General features: G+C 43.4%; 14 protein-coding genes. 8 read left to right on the forward strand and 6 right to left on the reverse strand.

Annotated features, from left to right (window positions below; genetic code table 11):
* Positions 1-34: 34 nt before the first annotated feature.
* The 6 genes from PMEL_RS09045 to PMEL_RS09070 all read left to right on the forward strand — a co-directional run bounded on the left by PMEL_RS09045 (position 35) and on the right by PMEL_RS09070 (position 5,226).
* Positions 35-547 (forward strand): HutD family protein, encoded by a 513-nt coding sequence (locus PMEL_RS09045; RefSeq protein ID WP_120175004.1) that lies wholly within the window; start codon positions 35-37, stop codon positions 545-547.
* Positions 548-1,635: 1,088 nt separating this feature from the next.
* Positions 1,636-1,947, forward strand: a complete 312-nt coding sequence (locus tag PMEL_RS09050; RefSeq protein WP_120175005.1) for a T9SS type A sorting domain-containing protein — start codon at positions 1,636-1,638, stop codon at positions 1,945-1,947.
* 46 nt (positions 1,948-1,993) lie between these two features.
* Complete coding sequence (locus tag PMEL_RS09055; RefSeq protein ID WP_120175006.1) at positions 1,994-2,542, forward strand: RNA polymerase sigma factor; 549 nt, start codon at positions 1,994-1,996, stop codon at positions 2,540-2,542.
* 67 nt (positions 2,543-2,609) lie between these two features.
* Positions 2,610-3,005 (forward strand): hypothetical protein, encoded by a 396-nt coding sequence (locus tag PMEL_RS09060; RefSeq protein ID WP_120175007.1) that lies wholly within the window; start codon positions 2,610-2,612, stop codon positions 3,003-3,005.
* 127 nt (positions 3,006-3,132) lie between these two features.
* Entirely contained in the window at positions 3,133-3,444 is a 312-nt protein-coding gene (locus tag PMEL_RS09065; RefSeq protein ID WP_231999464.1) for a hypothetical protein, read from the forward strand.
* 261 nt (positions 3,445-3,705) lie between these two features.
* On the forward strand, positions 3,706-5,226 hold the full coding sequence (locus PMEL_RS09070) for a glycoside hydrolase family 10 protein (protein ID WP_120175008.1): 1,521 nt from the start codon (positions 3,706-3,708) through the stop codon (positions 5,224-5,226).
* An 89-nt stretch (positions 5,227-5,315) separates the two neighbouring features.
* Here the strand turns inward: PMEL_RS09070 and PMEL_RS09075 are convergent, their stop codons facing one another.
* From PMEL_RS09075 to PMEL_RS09085, 3 genes are all read right to left on the reverse strand, one after another.
* Positions 5,316-6,428, reverse strand: coding sequence for a glycosyltransferase family 1 protein (locus PMEL_RS09075; protein ID WP_120175009.1), 1,113 nt, complete (start codon positions 6,426-6,428; stop codon positions 5,316-5,318).
* Between the two features lie 530 nt (positions 6,429-6,958).
* Positions 6,959-7,945, reverse strand: coding sequence for a glycosyltransferase family 2 protein (locus PMEL_RS09080; RefSeq protein WP_120175010.1), 987 nt, complete (start codon positions 7,943-7,945; stop codon positions 6,959-6,961).
* Positions 7,894-8,790, reverse strand: a complete 897-nt coding sequence (locus PMEL_RS09085; protein WP_120175011.1) for a glycosyltransferase family 2 protein — start codon at positions 8,788-8,790, stop codon at positions 7,894-7,896. The genes PMEL_RS09080 and PMEL_RS09085 overlap by 52 nt, the downstream gene beginning before the upstream one ends.
* A gap of 57 nt (positions 8,791-8,847) precedes the next feature.
* On the opposite strand from PMEL_RS09085, the gene PMEL_RS09090 reads away from it, so the two are divergent.
* On the forward strand, positions 8,848-10,353 hold the full coding sequence (locus PMEL_RS09090) for an oligosaccharide flippase family protein (protein ID WP_120175012.1): 1,506 nt from the start codon (positions 8,848-8,850) through the stop codon (positions 10,351-10,353).
* On the forward strand, positions 10,340-11,323 hold the full coding sequence (locus PMEL_RS09095) for a glycosyltransferase family 2 protein (RefSeq protein ID WP_120175013.1): 984 nt from the start codon (positions 10,340-10,342) through the stop codon (positions 11,321-11,323). Before PMEL_RS09090 ends, PMEL_RS09095 begins: the two co-directional genes overlap by 14 nt.
* Positions 11,324-12,017: 694 nt before the next feature.
* Here PMEL_RS09095 and PMEL_RS09100 read toward each other — a convergent pair.
* The 3 genes from PMEL_RS09100 to PMEL_RS09110 all read right to left on the reverse strand — a co-directional run bounded on the left by PMEL_RS09100 (position 12,018) and on the right by PMEL_RS09110 (position 15,996).
* On the reverse strand, positions 12,018-12,911 hold the full coding sequence (locus tag PMEL_RS09100) for a hypothetical protein (protein ID WP_231999465.1): 894 nt from the start codon (positions 12,909-12,911) through the stop codon (positions 12,018-12,020).
* 12 nt (positions 12,912-12,923) lie between these two features.
* On the reverse strand, positions 12,924-13,586 hold the full coding sequence (locus tag PMEL_RS09105) for a hypothetical protein (protein ID WP_120175014.1): 663 nt from the start codon (positions 13,584-13,586) through the stop codon (positions 12,924-12,926).
* Positions 13,587-14,043: 457 nt separating this feature from the next.
* Complete coding sequence (locus PMEL_RS09110) at positions 14,044-15,996, reverse strand: hypothetical protein (RefSeq protein ID WP_120175524.1); 1,953 nt, start codon at positions 15,994-15,996, stop codon at positions 14,044-14,046.
* Between the last annotated feature and the right edge of the window lie 42 nt (positions 15,997-16,038).

Raw genomic sequence — 16,038 nt, forward strand, 5'->3', positions numbered from 1 at the left:
CCAGTTGTTGTGTTTGTTGCGTTTTTTTTTTATTATGACCACACTCCCACAATCAACCTACAAGACTACCACATGGAAGGGTGGTGTCACACGTCAGATTTTTATCTCACCTGCTGATGGCGACTTGTCAGCACGGCAATTCGATGTGCGTATCTCGTCGGCTATTATCGATGATGTGGCGAGTGATTTCTCTGACTTTACGGGCTTCACGCGCTATATTCTACCTTTGGAGGGAGAGATAACGCTGATAAAAGAAGGGCGTCGTATCGCTTTGTCGCACACTGCTTTGTATGAGTTTGAGGGTGACGAGAAAGTAAGTTCGGAGAATACGCAGGGAGCAGTAGATTTTAATATCATCGTGCGACACGGCATAAGTGTTGAGGTGGGGATAATGGAAGATGCAGCGTTCGCGGACAGCCGTCGAACGATTGTTTTTGCCCTTGAAGATTGTATCGTTGAGGGTGAGGCTCTTTCTAAACACGATACGGCTCTCCTTGATGAGCCTTTCAGTCTAAAAGGAAAAGCCGTCATTGCTCGATTTATGTAATAACGGATGGTCAGCATTGTTTGTTCTGACCATCCGTTTTTGTAAATATAAATTCCTACTTCAAAAAATAAAGACGCTTAATAGCGATTGAATTAAGGCTCTTTTGGCTTGCAAAAGATGCCCTTTAAGCCCCTTACTAACGCCCTTTTGAAGTCCAATTAAGCACCTTTTGAAAACCACTTCTACAACCATCTGATAATAAAAGGTTTATGAGGATGCCCCAAATACTCATTTTTAGCCCTTTTCTTCGCCTTTTCTTCGAATATTTTGTAATTATATTTCATATTGTTGAGGTCTCTGTGTCATCCTATGACCTTTAGGTCTCTGAGCGTTTTAGTGTGTAAAAAGGAAATCTGTTCTTTCTGTTCCTCTGTGTCATCTGTGAGAGAATGCTTTGATAGAGTAGCTGTTTCTTTATTTTCTCACAGATAGCACAGAAGAACAGAGTCCATGGACGCACAGAAACCTAAAGGTTATTGATAACACAGAACGTTAAAACACAAAATCAGCACAAGCAACTCGTTCACTATAACTCTGTGAGTTCTCTGACCTTTAGGTCTCTGAGCGTTTCAGTGTTCAAGAAAGAAATCTGTTCTTTCTGTTCCTCTGTGTCATCTGTGAGAGATTGCTATGATAGAGTAGCTATTTGTTTTATTTTCTCACAGATAGCACAGAAGAACAGAGTCCATAGGACGCACAGAAACCTAAAGGTTATTGATAACACAGAGCGTTAAAACACAAATTCAGCACAAGCAACTCATCCACTCATCCACTCGTTCACTATAAATCTGTGAGTTCTCTGACCTTTAGGTCTCTGAGTGTTTTAGTGTGTAAAAAGGAAATCTGTTCTTTCTGTTCATCTGTGTCATCTGTGAGAGATTGCTATGATAGAGTAGCTATTTCTTTATTTTCTCACAGATAGCACAGAAGAACAGAGTCCATAGGACGTACAGAAACCTCCCCCGACCCCTCCTTTGGAGGGGTTGGAGGAGGTTAATTAATATTAAATCTTAATAGACTAATGCAATAAAATGAGTAGATGTAATCTTAAATTTGTTATCTTTGTAGCTAACATAAAAGCATAGTCTATGATAAAAAATATATTTACTCCTTTTCTTTTCACATTACTGCTTTCAGTAGGCTTCACCGCACCGGTGCAGGCACGTGCAGCAATTGATTTGATTGACTTCGATACGCAGACAATTTCAATCTCAGTTGTTGGTAACGTGTTGCACGTGGTAGGTGCTGAGGACGAACAATTGGCAGTGTATAATGTGACAGGTGTACGTGTGATGAGCGTGAAGGTTGACGGCAGCGATAAGCACTATACGCTCAACCTCCCGAAGGGATGCTATATCGTTAAGGTGGGCAATGTAGTCCGCAAGGTATCTATTCGTTAAAGAGCCGTTTAGCTCTTGACAATCTAAGCCTTTTCCTGAAAGAGTAGTGACTCCCCTCGATGAAGCTGAAGTGATTCGCCAGTTGGCGAGTCCCGAAGGAAGACAGAAGGTTTTCCCCATGATTGTTGACCAGTACAGCCAATCGTTGTACTGGAAGATTCGTAGTATAGTCCTTACGCATGAGGATGCTGACGACGTATTGCAAAACACGTTTCTTAAAGCATGGAAGAGTCTTCCAACCTTTCAAGGAAAAGCTAAATTGTCCACTTGGCTCTATCGTATAGCTATTAACGAGTCGCTCGATTTTCTTCGTCGTCAAAAGGCTGCAACGCTGTCTAGTGCTGATGCCGACCTCTCGGTTGCTAACCGCTTGATGGCAGACGACTACTTCGATGGCGATAAGAGTCAGGCATTGTTGCAGGAAGCCATTGCAACCTTGCCCGATGTGCAGCGCATGGTGTTCACACTTCGTTATTATGACGAGATGAAATACTCTGATATTAGCGAGATATTAGGAACCAGCGAGGGCTCGTTGAAAGCCTCTTATCACATTGCTGTACAGAAGATTACTGACTACGTGAAGCGGTATGAATAATATTTCACCTTGATAATTAAACCATTCAGCCTTTCTGCAGTCTAAGTTATATCAAAGAAAAAACTTTATGGAATCAACGAATCACTTACAAAAGGAATACGGCACGCAGCGCCCTTTCACAGTTCCGGAGAATTACTTTTCGGAATTGTCTTCCCGTGTGATGGCTCAGATACCAACTGAAGAGCAGAAAGAGACAGTCGTGACGGTAAAGCCACGTCGTGCAAAGGTGCGTTATCTCCGCCCATTGGCAGCAGCAGCGATGACAATCGGTGTTGTACTAATAGGTTTCCTTGCTTATCAAGAGTTTGATGGCGGACAAGGGAATGGCTCACTTACAGGTAATCGTTTAGCGCAGGGAACTCAGGAGTTGTCGGCTTCGTCAGCTGATGATTTTGATCAGCTGGCTGATTATTTTATGATAGACGAGTCGGATATGTATGCTTATCTGGCGAGTGAAGAATAATAGAGGAGAAGGAAGTATGAAATACATAAGAATAATCCTATTGCTTTGCGTTTTCTTTAGTGTGTCTTTGCTGCACGCACAAGGGAAGTTAGATTTTAATAGAATCAAAGCAGAATCGCATAGCTTTATGACGAAAGAGGCAGGGTTGACAGCGCAAGAGGCTGCACGCTTCTTCCCTGTATATGATGAGATGAGGGAGAAACAGCGTGGTTATTTCGATAGGCTGCGTGCTATTCATCATTCAAAACCTTCGTCAGAACGTGAGGCAAGTAAGATGATTGAACAGGCTGACGCCTATGAAATACAATTAAAACAGATAGAACAGCGTTATCATAAGGAAATGCTAAAGGTGATTCCTGCCACAAAACTGCTGCAGGTGTTAGAGGCTGAACGCCGCTTCCACCGCCAGACGTTTAAGAGGATGGCTGGGAAGAGATAAAACCTCACCCCCCAACCCCCTCTCCGAAGGGAGAGGGGGAGTGCTGGAAACGGTTTGCTTGGGGGTGATGAAAGGTTTAATCCTAATTAATTTGCTTGGGAAATGATGAAAATCTGGATTCTAATAAATTAACTTGGGAAAGCCTAACAGTTATTTCCAATAACTATAAGGGGTATCACGCATACTACTCCCCTCCCTTTGGGGGAGGGGTAAGGGGGAGGGGCTTTTTGTTCCTTTTTCGTATATAACTAAATTAAAATAATGAGACAACTTCATTCTCTATTGAGATTATTGATTGCCGCAGTGCTTTTCATTGGGGCGGGTAATGTCGTGTATGGACAAGTCCCAGCTAAGAAACGAGAGTTCCGCGGTGCGTGGATTCAGTGTGTGAACGGACAGTTCCAAGGTATTGGTACAGAGGAAATGCAGCGTACGTTGCGTTATCAGTTGGACGAACTGCAGCGAGATGGTGTGAATGCTATCATCTTTCAGGTGCGTGCTGAGTGTGATGCCCTCTATCCAAGTAAGTATGAGCCATGGAGTAAGTTCCTTACAGGTCGTCAGGGTACACCTCCTTCACCTTATTGGGACCCATTGCAATGGATGATTACGGAGTGTCACGATCGTGGTATGGAACTCCATGCGTGGATTAATCCTTATCGTGCTAAGACAAAGAATACCACACAGTTGGCGACGAATCATGTAGCAATAACCAATCCTAATCGCGTCTTCTCTTACGATGGTCTTTACATCCTCAATCCTGCTTTGCCAGAGAATCGCGATTATATCTGTGCGGTGGTGGATGATATCGTAAGTCGATATGACATTGATGGCTTGCATATTGACGATTATTTCTATCCTTATCCTGCTGCAGGACAGACCATTCCTGACCAGTCTTACTTCCAACGTGACAGACGTGGATTTACCAATATCAACGATTGGAGACGTAATAATGTAGACCTCTTCATCAAGCAGTTGGGCGAGTCTATCCGTCGTCGTAAGCCTTGGGTGAAGTTTGGTGTTTCTCCTTTCGGTATCTATCGCAATCAGAAGAACGACCCAAAGAATGGCAGTCGTACAAATGGTTTGCAGAACTATGACGACCTCTATGCTGACGTGTTGAAGTGGGTAAACAATGGTTGGATAGACTATTGTGTGCCACAGATTTATTGGGAGATTGGCAATCGTGCGGCTGATTATAAGGAACTTATCGGATGGTGGAACCGTTATGCAGGCAATCGTCCGCTTTATATTGGCGAGGATGTGCTCCGTACGGTGAAATATGCTGATCCACAAAATCCTAATTCAAATCAGCTTCCAGCGAAACGTCGTCTGCATCAGCAGTGTCAGAACGTGAACGGTACGGTGTTGTGGTATGCTAAGTCGGTTGTTGATAATCCCGGTAACTATGGTACACTGCTTCGTACAAACTACTGGCGTTATCCAGCTTTGCAGCCTTTGATGCCATTCATTGACGATGAGGCTCCATCAAAGCCAAAGAAGGTGAAGGCAAGACAGGAGAGTGATGGCTACTATTATCTGACATGGAAGGCACCAAGAGGAGAGGGTTGGAAGGATGCTCCTTATCGATACGTTGTTTATCGTTTTTATGCGGATGAGCCAATCAACCTCAATGATCCATCAAAGATTGTGGGAATGCCTTATGGAAATAAGCTCCGTCTTAATTATAAAGATGGCAATACAAAATATGTCTATGTCGTTACTGCGCTTGACCGAATGAGTAACGAGAGTCATGGTAAAAAGAAAAAGGTGAAGCTTTAGGCTTCACTTTTTTTATTGAGGCTATTGGGCTAATAGGCCTTATTAGCCTAATAATTATTAGCCCAATTAGCCTAATTAGCCCAATAAGGCTAATCATCTTTCTTGCCCAATAGCCCCCGATAAAATTCCTCATACAGTCTTGCAACCTTGATATAATCATGGTGCTTGCTAACATAGGCATAGCTATCGCGTCGCAGTTGAGGAATGAAGGAGAGATTGTTGACAAGGCGAGTAAGCTCTGCAACACAGCTTTCGTAAGTCGGAAGGACGTTGATGATTGGGCGAAGTGTGGTTTCGTTGATGATTTCGTAGTTCTCTGGTTCGCCACCACCGATACAGATAATACCATGTGCCATCGCTTCAAGCGGATTCATCGAGGGTGTATAGCTATAGAGTTGGTCCATGATAGCATCAGAACCGAGCATCGTTCGCACGTATTCGTCAAAGGGTAAGCCCGTTACAACCTTCAGATTCAGTCTGTCGGGATATTGTTCTTTCACTGTTTCAGCCGCTCGCAGCATGATATCTGTGCCTTTATAGACAGAGCGGTTCTTGCTGATTCCAATAAAGAGATTCAACTTTTCGGGTGTTTCATCGGCTATGATAGGTGGCTCACCGACAACGATAGGGAAGGGGATAAAGGTAGTTTTCGTAGGGAAATACGGTTCGTAACAACGCCAATACTCATAGAGTCCAGTCACAATACCATCGCATTGCTCCGCCATCAGTCGGTTTAGGCGTTCTTTCTCCGTACCTATCCAGTCCTCTCTCTCAATGACAGCTTCCTTATTTTGGCGCAGATCCTTACCGATATTGAAGTCGCTGTAACGCAGTGGCATCGTCGTTGAGCAGGTGTTCACCCAATAATAATCCATTCCGAAACCACAGAGAACAATCTTTTTATTATGCTTTTTCAGATAATGAAAGAGTGAAAAGAGCCGTTCTGCCTTCAACTCAAAGAACATCGGATTGATGAATTGCACAATGTCATAGCCTCGTAGACGGGGCAGTAGGGCATAAATCTTAGCCATCAGAAGCACACCACCCATCTTACCCGGTCGTCTGGAAACATCAATGTCACGTGGGTAATTCTTCCAGAAGTCCCCATTTGACACCACTGTTACCGTATGTCCAAGCTCACGCAAGCCTTGTGCCAGCGTGTTATGTACGTTGCTATATTCGCCTAATAGTAGGATTTTCATGTGACCTTTGTACTTTGAACGAGTACTCAAAATAATCTTTATAGGTTATTACTTCTCTATAGTTCATGGCAAAGGTAACTTATAAATTACGTTCATACAAGTTTTATGGGGTGTTTTCTCCGTTGCTCCCTGCACCGACGGTGCCTCTGTGGACTACGTTTCATAAAAAACTCTCCGCAAACTCTGCATATCTCCGTGTGATATTTAATCTCAAAAGGTAAAGAAATATGTTTACAAAACAATCAAAGAAAAGGCGGGGAAAAGGACTAAAAACAAGCCGTTTAAGCACCCTTGTAAGTGTTTTGTTATCAAATAGTTGCAAAGGTGCATTTTAAAAGGTGCTTAATTGGAGTCCAAAAGGGCGTTAGTTGGAGTCCAAAAGGGCATCTTTTCGAAGTCAATTAGGCATCTTTTCGAAGCCAAAAGAGCATGTATTGGTTTTGAACTACATGAAAATAGTTTACAAGAACCAATTAGTAAGGGAGTAGTTTGTTTGTAGAAGACGGATAGATATCGTATCTATTTGCGTTTTATCCCTTATTGAGCCGCAACAGCATTATCAAAGTCTTGCGCCCGAAACTGCTGTTTGTCATTCTTCTGAACCACTTATATTTACTTGTATAGTCCTTGTCAGGCAGTGGGAAAAGCCCATGTCGAGACAGACGTTGGAGCACATGGTCAAGATGTGTTTCGTCATGTGTCAGCCTTATGACGTTGTATATGTGGTCCATTGTCAACTGTGCGATGCGCCTTTCCATAGCGATACGCTCTTTGACAGGGAGGTGGTCTACTCGTTCTTTCAAACGATAGATAACTTGTTCAGCATCAGACAGACGACGAAGGTGCCATCGTTTGTCGCTCTTGTGCATCGTTGAGTTCTCCCGTTTACGATAGTAATAAGCCTTGTTGTTGGTTGTATAAATGCTTTCAGCACGTAACATAACCTGTGGAACAAACTCTTCATCCTCATGGAATATGCCCTTACGGAAGCGAAGATCGTGCAGAATCTCCTTACGGAAAAGGAAGGTCCACACACAACCACGCAGGTTATTGTGTGTCATATACTCCGTTCCACTTATCGGACCCTCAGCATCAGCAAGTGGTTTGGAGGTTTTCTTATCAGAAGACTGGAACAGAACCATGTCTGTTTCGCGGTATCTGACGATGTCAAGACACTGCTCGTAGGCACTTGTCAGCAAGAGGTCGTCGCCATCAACAAACTGAATAAAACGACCTTCTGCCAACGCTATACCCGTGTTTCGCGCTTGTCCCGGTCCTTGATTAGGCTGCCTAACGTAGACAATGCTCGATGAAAGGGCAAGCAATTCGTTGATAGGCGAATACTCCGCACCATCATCCACGACGATAATCTGGCGTTCTGTCTCGTTCAGACTCAATGCCAAGATACTGCTGATACACTCCTTTAGCATATCAACAGGCTCGCTATAAAAAGTCACGACGAAGCTTACGAGCGGCTTATCTTCCTTATTTTGTGAATAAACTGGGTGAGTTGACATAAGCGTTTTAATCCTATTAAGTGGAGAATAAAGAGTTTCAAGGTGCCTTTATAGGGCAGAACGGGTAGGATAGGCTCAGCGTGAGTGGCCTCATAGACATCTATTTGAATATTAACCAATGCCTGATAGTAAGCAGGTGTCAGTTCGCCCCATAGCTTCAGATGCTTCAGATGTGCCTCTAAAAGGTCGTTCAATTCCTTTCCACCAGCCTGAGCAGTGATGCCTTTATCGTTCTGACAATAATAATATAGCCCCGCAGACGTTGTTGCCACTACCCTTGCTCGCTGTAACAAGAAAGGATAAGTATAGACATCTTCAAACACCTTACCTTCTGGGAAGCGGACATCAGCAAAGAGTTCACGCCGAAAAAGCTTATTACAAGCATAGCTGTGGAGGTGACCTCCGCCTAACCAATAGTCACGGATAGAACTGATGGTTGTATCAGAGAACGTCAGCAGTCGCTGCTTCGTCTTACTTCCATAATACAGTAAAGCAGGATATTCAAGGATATCATAGTCGGGATGCGTCGCCAACACAGCCAACAGCGCAGCGTATGTACCCTCAGCAATGAAGTCATCAGAGTCGACAAAGGTGAGATAATCCCCCATTGCCACTTCTATTCCTGCATTTCTTGCAGCCGAAAGTCCCTTGTTAGTTTGGTGGATAAGCCTACAATTCCCTCTGCCAGCCGTCATTTCTTCCGCAATCTGCCCAGAGGAATCCGTCGACCCATCATCAATGAGCACCACCTCCATCGTCTCATCTACTTGCGCCAACACGCTCTCCAAGCATCGTTGGAGTGTGTCTTCAACGTTATAGATGGGTATGATAATAGATAGTCTCATGTAATAATTGTTTGATGCAAAAATAATAAAAAACTTTTAAATCCGTTAGATAATGTGATGAAAAAAGCCTCTAATACTGACAGCTATTTGCATATCTTGAAGTACATCAGCCTCTTTGGTGGTGTACAGGTTATCAATGTGCTGGTTGGTATCGTTCGCAACAAGTTTGTTGCAATGCTGCTCGGACCGCAGGGAGTAGGACTTATCTCGCTCTTTAATTCCACAACAAAGCTCATCAGCGACTCTACGAACTTTGGTATCTCTATGAGTGCTGTACGCAATCTGTCAGAGGATTACGACCAGAACGATGAGGAGAAGCTGACGGAAGACATTGCCGTCGTGCGTTCTTGGAGTCTGCTTGCAGCCTTGTTGGGATTCTTTGTCTGTATCTTCCTTAGTCCGTTGCTCAGCCGTTACACCTTTTCGTGGGACGGCCACATGCTTCATTTCATCCTTCTATCCCCTTGTGTAGCATTGACTGCCTTAGCAGGAGGCGAGTTAGCCATCCTCAAAGGAGTTCGTAAACTGCGTGCCTTAGCTGCTATTTCAGTGTATAACGTGTTGGCAGCCTTAGTCTTAACCGTTCCTCTTTATTATTTCTTTGGCAACGCAGCCATTGTTCCTTCGTTGGTATTGATGGCGTTGGTACAGTTGATTTTGACGATAGTCGTTTCCTATCGCCTATATCCTTTCCGCGTTTCTTTCCAAAAAGCGTTCTTAGACAAGGGCTGGGGCATGATTCGATTGGGTACAGCCTTTGTCTTTGCAGGCATCTTGGGCTCTGGTGCAGAACTGATAATACGCAGCTACCTCAATAATGTTGCAGAGATAGAGACCGTCGGTTTCTATAATTCTGCCTTCATGATGACGATGGTTTATGCAGGTATGATCTTCTCAGCGATGGAAACTGACTACTTTCCACGCCTATCAGGAGCGAACAACTTGAAGTTTACTTTTAATCAGATAGTCAACCGACAGATAGAGGTGACACTCCTGCTTATATCTCCTTTGCTTACCTTCTTCCTCTTGTTCTTGCCCCAGTTGATACTCTTCCTTTATTCCGATAAATTCCTTCCAGCCCTCGGTATGGCACAAGTGTTGGTGTTAGCGATGTATATCCGTGCTATTCGCCTCCCTGTAGAGTATATTCCTTTGGCAAAGGGCGACTCAAAGTCCTATCTACTCTTAGAGGGATTGTATGACATCTTCCTTGTTGCACTCGTGCTTCTTGGCTTCTGTCAGTGGGGACTTCTTGGTGCAGGACTCGGTATGGCAGCAGCAGGTTTTCTCAATTTCATTTGTGTCTACATCTATGCTTACGCTCGTTATGGCTATCGGTTGTCTTCATCGGTGATGCGCTATGCCATTCTCCATTTATCCATCGGAGTCCTTGTCTTCCTTTGTGTACGCTCCGATAATGATTGGCTACGCTGGGGAGTAGCGAGTCTCTTATGCTTTGTCAGTACATTCATCTCTCTTCGTGTCATGAAGTCGAAGGTAGGCTTATGGAACGCTTTGGTTCATAAAATAAAAAACAAGTTCAGCCATCATGCCAAAGATTAGTCTACTCGTAGCCGTTTATAACACGGCAGCCTATCTATCGCAATGCCTCGACTCCTTACTGAGTCAGACATTAGCGGATATTGAGGTTATCTGTGTCGATGATGCGTCAACGGATAGCTCATTGGATATCCTCCATCAATATGCTGAAAAGGACCAGCGTGTGAAGGTCTTTGCCTTGAAGGAGAATAAGGGACAGGCACACGCTCGTAACATAGGACTATCTCATGCCACTGGCGAGTATATTGGCTTTGTAGATAGCGATGACTGGCTTGGACAAGATGCGTTAGAGAAAGTGTGTGATGCCTTCCGTGAGGATGTCGACAGTGTCTTGTTTCGTATGCTCTATGTTTATAGCGATGGTAGTCAGAAGGATTATCAGATGGCTCCATTCCGCACGATGACTGGCGTAGAAGCTTTTCAGGCGAGTCTTACGTGGAAGATTCATGGTTGTTATGTGGTTCGCAATTCTATCCACATGGCTTACCCATACGATGAGTCGCAACGAGCTTACAGCGATGATAACACCACACGCATCCATTATTATTATTCACGTAAGGTTGCTTACTGCGAGGGAATATATTACTATCGTCAGCAAGTCGCATCAGTAACCCATAAGGTTAGCGTGCGCCGTTTCGACTTTCTGCTTGCCAATGAGTCTATGCGTCGTCAGCTCATTGCCTTGGGTGCATCAGAGGAGAACCTCCGTTGTTTTGAAACGGTCAGATGGCTCAACTTAGTGGGAGTGTATATGTTTTATTATCTCCATCGCAACGAACTGTCAGATGCTGACCGCCAACAAGGCTTATCAATCATGCACCATGTTTGGCATACTATCAATATCAAGCAGGTGAGTCGTTCCATTAGATGTAAGTTTGGTTATATGCCCCTCCGCTTTTCGTGGTCCCTTTTCCGTTTGCAGGAAGAGTTGTATTTTTGGTTGAGAGGGCTTGTGGGGAAGAATAGGGAATAAAGCTAATGACTGCCTCCAGCCCCTCCCCCAGCTCCTCCCCCATAGGGAGGGGAGTGGAATGCGAGAGAGATATCAGCCCCACCCCCAACTCCTCCCCCATAGGGAGGGGAGTGATTAGCGAGATACCCCTATTGATTAGGAAATACATTTAGCTACCCCAACACTGCAAACGATTAACAATACTCCATAGCAAATTGTTTCCAGCACTCCCCCTCTCTCTTGGAGAGGGGGTTGGGGGGTGAGGTTTTGTGTGTAAAATATCCTTACAAAATATTGGTTGGAAAGGTCGAAAAAACAGCTAAAAACGTGCTTTTCTACCACCCTTGTAAGTTGTTTGTTATCAAATAGTTGCAAGGCGGGATTTTAAAAGGTGCTTAGTAAGGCTTCAAAAGGGCGTTAGTAAGACCTCAAAAGGGCATCTTTTGCAAGCCAATTGGGCGTTAATTTGAATGTTATTTGTGCCCTTTCAATTTTCAGCTTTAGATTTTTTTTTACATAAAGAAGCGTATATGGAGAGGAGATATGTCTAAGACATCGCCCCTCCTTCCTTATGAAAAGGGTGGGAAGGGCTCGTTATTTTTGTTGAGGTTACATCTTTTTCATCATATATTTATCGTATAATGGTTTGAAAATAGGGGGAACGGGGCACGTTTTATATAGCTATGTAAGATAATCCTTAGCAGTGTCACTGTTACTATAATCCCCTCAGTTTTTTAAGTATTTGGTAGCTCCAAGGGGCAGGGTAGGCATAAAGAAGTTGGAAGACCCTATCATCATAATAGTCTTCTTGTTTGATTGTAGCTTGACAAGCAGCCTTAGCATACCACTCGAAGGCAGGGTCGTTCCAGTTGCCGATGGCTTCACATGCCTCATAGGAGCATACACCTACTTTCTTTAGATTGGCTTTCAGCAACTTGTTGATACGCTGACGGTCATTGGGATTCTTGTATTGAGCGAGGAGAGGGAGGATAGCATCATTCCCCTTGTCGGCTTCTTCGATGACTGTGGTATAATAAATCTTATGGGGTTTGAAGTCTATGGGTAGTCCATCTTCAAAGCCATAGTGCTTCATATAATCGAAGAAGATGAGGCTGTCAAGGGAGAAACGCAACTGGTTGGGTAGTTTAAGTTCGTAGCTAACGTACCTATAGATAGAGATAGCAGCGCGATTGTAAGGTTCTTCAAAGCCCCTACAGCCAGACTCCAACGCTACGTATGTCGTATCTTTTAATGCCTGCTTCAATACATCAATTACTTGATTGTCAGCTTTCTTCAGTAGAATTCTGTATGCCCAGAGCCTTGTTATGCGTGAAGTATCGGTATTGGCAATCTCCATTAATTGTTCTGCAGTTGTGTGACGGCTGAGCTGATCGGCATAATCAAATTGCTCTGACTGCCTCCCTGCCATACCGATGTCTCTTGAAAGAGCCATATACTGGCAGTGGTGGAAGGAATCGAGTGCCACCATAGCACTATCAGATAACCTGTCTGAAAACTTTGTGCAAGAGCCATAGCCACTGCCTAAAGCTATCAGTGTGAGGACTGATATGACAAGATAAATACGTTGTTTAAGCACTAAGTAGTTCATTATTATATCTTTTTATTCATTTAGTGTATAGCCGAGTCGGGCGTTAAGGCGGTGGGCAAGTTGTTCCACTTCTTTCTTCTGTTCGGGCTCTATCAGGCGATCGTAGAGCTGTTCGATAACACGAATCGGAGCGATGGTGTCGCTGGGCAATGGGTCTTCTTGTATTTCGGAAGGGCAGTAGAAAGCGATGACATTCAGCGACTCATAGACCTTGATAGAGTCGGGATTGCTGTAGCTATAGAATGTAACTCTCCGTTCCGTCAGCCCGCTAACCTTGTAAACAGCCGTCATGTTGTTGTCGAAGAAGTCATATCTGTATCGCCTTGCAAGGTAATCACCATCTTTACAAAAGTAGGTTGGAGGGAAAAAGATATCACCCCCTATGACTTGAAGAAAGATGGCAAGTAGCCAAAGTCCTATGCCTATCACTCCGCTGTAAAGGCGTATCACTAACATCCTTTCACTTTTCCGTGCTGCAATCATCAGCGGAATGGGCGACAAGAGGGCAATCCATATCAGCCAGTAAGTCAGTCCCCAGCGCAGGTGTACGTCTTCGGGTAGCAGGATATAAATCAGTCCACAGAGGAATATTGCACCAAGGTGTAAGCCCATTGCAAGCGATAGTTCTTTGCGTTGAACCAAGTCTTTTATTCTATTCCATTGTGGTTTTTGCATATTGTTAAAGTTAGTTATGGGACAAATTTACGTTTTTCTACATTAATAAGCAAGTGTTTGTTATGTTTTTTGTGGTTCTCACTATCTTTTCTTTTCTCATCCTCCGATATAGAAGAGCCTTTTCTCATACTCCTTCGAAGTGGTGGATAATGCTTTGAAAAATCATTACATAAATTCAAGTAAAACCCCTATAAATAAGGATAAAAACACATATAAAAAGCGTGTTTATAACCAACAGGAAATCAGTTAGTTATAAAGTAGCATCAGAAAAGGTGCTTAATTGGACTTCAAAAGGGCGTTAACAAGACTTCAAAAGGGCACCTCTTGCAAGTCAATTAGGCATCTTTTAGAAGCCAAAAGGTCATGTATTGGTTGATGAGGGTGTGAAAAAAGTTTACAAGTATACGTGTGATAGCTTAAAAGAAGAGTAATGGTTTTTGTGAGAATAAGACTTCACTTATTTCTCAATCAGCGGTCGGAAGACTTGAGGAAACGTTCCGTGTTTCGCTTGTTGTTGAAGAAAAACCTTTATATCTGAGAAGTTCTTGTATTTTTCTTCTTGGGAAATCATATCTTTAAAAATATCATAGCTCCACGGTGCAGGGTAGCTCCAAAGGAGGCTGATGTAACGAGTTTGACCGTAATGTGTCTTCTTTTTGGCTGCTGCTTGGCAGATGGTCTTTACATACCATTCAAAGTCTGGCTTATCCCACGCATTAAGAAGCCAATAAGATTCGTTGGTCATTTCCCCATTCTTCTTCAAATCGCGCTTCAGAAACTTATTGATTCGCGCGATATCGTTCTTGTTCTTGTATCGAGCAAGGAACATCAAAACCTCGTCATTGCCTTTGTCAGCCTCTTTGATGATGGTTGGGTAATAGGATTTGAGTGGTTGGAGGTCTTGAAGGAAGGCTTCTTCATATCCATATTTTTTCATATAATCAAAGAAGACTAAGCTGTCAATGGCTGCTTGCTGTTGTTCAGGCAGGTCCTCGTCTACGTTACTATAGTAGACGCTGAGAATAGAACGGTGGAAGGGAACTTTGAATTCTTCTTCAGAGCTGGATATATAGTTTACTTTTGTTGTGTCGTTTATAGCCTGTTTAAGAATGTTGAATATTTGCCCATTGGGTTTCTCCAACAGGATTTTGAATGCCCAAAGGCGTGTGATACGCGAAGGACTTGTTTGGGCAATCTCAGCCAATTGGTCGCTTGTAGCGTTGTAGCGCAATGAGTCAGCATAGTCAAATTGCATTAAACGATAACGATCAGAGGAGCCCACTTTCTCTTCCTCAGAAAAGAAAGTCTCTTTGTTTAAGGCGTCAAGAGCCATTCTAAGCGTTTTAAGCGACTCTTCCGTTTGTGGTCTTCCACTTCTGACTGTATGTCTTTCCTTTAGATATCTGTCGTACAGTGGTTGGAAGATAGGAGGGATAGGTCCTTCCTTAGCATACTTTATAAAGTGTTCCTTTATTTCGTGAATGTTACTATATCTGTCTTTACCAGAAAGGATATCTTCGAGAAGTTGATAGCTCCAAGGTGCAGGATATTGCCAAAGAAGGGGGAAATACTCTCTTACACTAAAGTAATCTGGTTTACCGATAACGGCTTGACAAACGCTTTTTGCGTATTCTTCAAAGTCTGGTTTTCCCCATTCTTCGAGGATTTCACGGGTATCGTATGTCAGTCGCTTGTTCTCCTCAAAGTCAGCTTGCAGCAACTTACGGATGTGCTGTAAGTCGTTAGGATTCTTATATTTGATGAGTAATGGCAGGACTTCTACCTGTCCTTTGTCGGCAGCTTCGACTACAGCTGCATAGTATTTCTGTTTAGGTTTGAAGTGTTTGAGTATTCCATAGGAATATCCATAACGTTTCATATAGTCGAAGAAAGCTAAACTGTCAATCGCCTCTTGCATTTCTGGTGTCTGACTATTCACTTGATCAAAATAGTAGAGGGAGAAAGATCTGAGGTTATAAGGGACCTTGCTATAGAAACAATAACTCATCTGCTCAGTCTCTGTGGTGTCGTTGATAGTTGCTTTCAGGACATCATAGACTTGCTTGTGAGGTTTCTCTAACAAGATTCTAAGTGCCCAAAGACGAGTGGCAGGATTAGGATTTGTCTTAGCTATCTCGGCTAACTGGTCGGGTGTGGCGTGACGGCGCAGCCAATCAGCGTAATTATATTGTCCAGAGCGATGATGTTCTGGACCGAGTACGTAGGTAGCAGCAAAGATATTATACTTGTTTATGGAGTCAATAGCTATCTGAATGCTGTCTGGCATCTCGTGTACATCAGTCTTACCACTTCTGAAACTACTACCAAGAAGGGTGATAGAGAGGAGCGTTGCGACAAGGAAAACTGGTTGTTTAAAGTTGAACTTTTTAATTCTTTGAACTTTGAGCATTGAACTTTGAACTTTATGATTTGGGTTTATAGCTTTTACTTT

This window comes from Prevotella melaninogenica (assembly GCF_003609775.1).
GTDB lineage: Bacteria > Bacteroidota > Bacteroidia > Bacteroidales > Bacteroidaceae > Prevotella > Prevotella melaninogenica_A.

Excerpts from the sequence above, each read along its gene's own strand:
- PMEL_RS09080 (WP_120175010.1), bottom strand. The coding sequence starts at position 7,945 with ATGTCAACTCACCCAGTTTATTCACAAAATAAGGAAGATAAGCCGCTC.
- PMEL_RS09090 (WP_120175012.1), top strand. The coding sequence starts at position 8,848 with ATGAAAAAAGCCTCTAATACTGACAGCTATTTGCATATCTTGAAGTAC.
- PMEL_RS09060 (WP_120175007.1), top strand. The coding sequence starts at position 2,610 with ATGGAATCAACGAATCACTTACAAAAGGAATACGGCACGCAGCGCCCT.
- PMEL_RS09100 (WP_231999465.1), bottom strand. The coding sequence starts at position 12,911 with ATGAACTACTTAGTGCTTAAACAACGTATTTATCTTGTCATATCAGTC.
- PMEL_RS09095 (WP_120175013.1), top strand. The coding sequence starts at position 10,340 with ATGCCAAAGATTAGTCTACTCGTAGCCGTTTATAACACGGCAGCCTAT.
- PMEL_RS09070 (WP_120175008.1), top strand. The coding sequence starts at position 3,706 with ATGAGACAACTTCATTCTCTATTGAGATTATTGATTGCCGCAGTGCTT.
- PMEL_RS09045 (WP_120175004.1), top strand. The coding sequence starts at position 35 with ATGACCACACTCCCACAATCAACCTACAAGACTACCACATGGAAGGGT.
- PMEL_RS09085 (WP_120175011.1), bottom strand. The coding sequence starts at position 8,790 with ATGAGACTATCTATTATCATACCCATCTATAACGTTGAAGACACACTC.
- PMEL_RS09050 (WP_120175005.1), top strand. The coding sequence starts at position 1,636 with ATGATAAAAAATATATTTACTCCTTTTCTTTTCACATTACTGCTTTCA.
- PMEL_RS09075 (WP_120175009.1), bottom strand. The coding sequence starts at position 6,428 with ATGAAAATCCTACTATTAGGCGAATATAGCAACGTACATAACACGCTG.
- PMEL_RS09105 (WP_120175014.1), bottom strand. The coding sequence starts at position 13,586 with ATGCAAAAACCACAATGGAATAGAATAAAAGACTTGGTTCAACGCAAA.
- PMEL_RS09065 (WP_231999464.1), top strand. The coding sequence starts at position 3,133 with ATGACGAAAGAGGCAGGGTTGACAGCGCAAGAGGCTGCACGCTTCTTC.
- PMEL_RS09110 (WP_120175524.1), bottom strand. The coding sequence starts at position 15,996 with ATGCTCAAAGTTCAAAGAATTAAAAAGTTCAACTTTAAACAACCAGTT.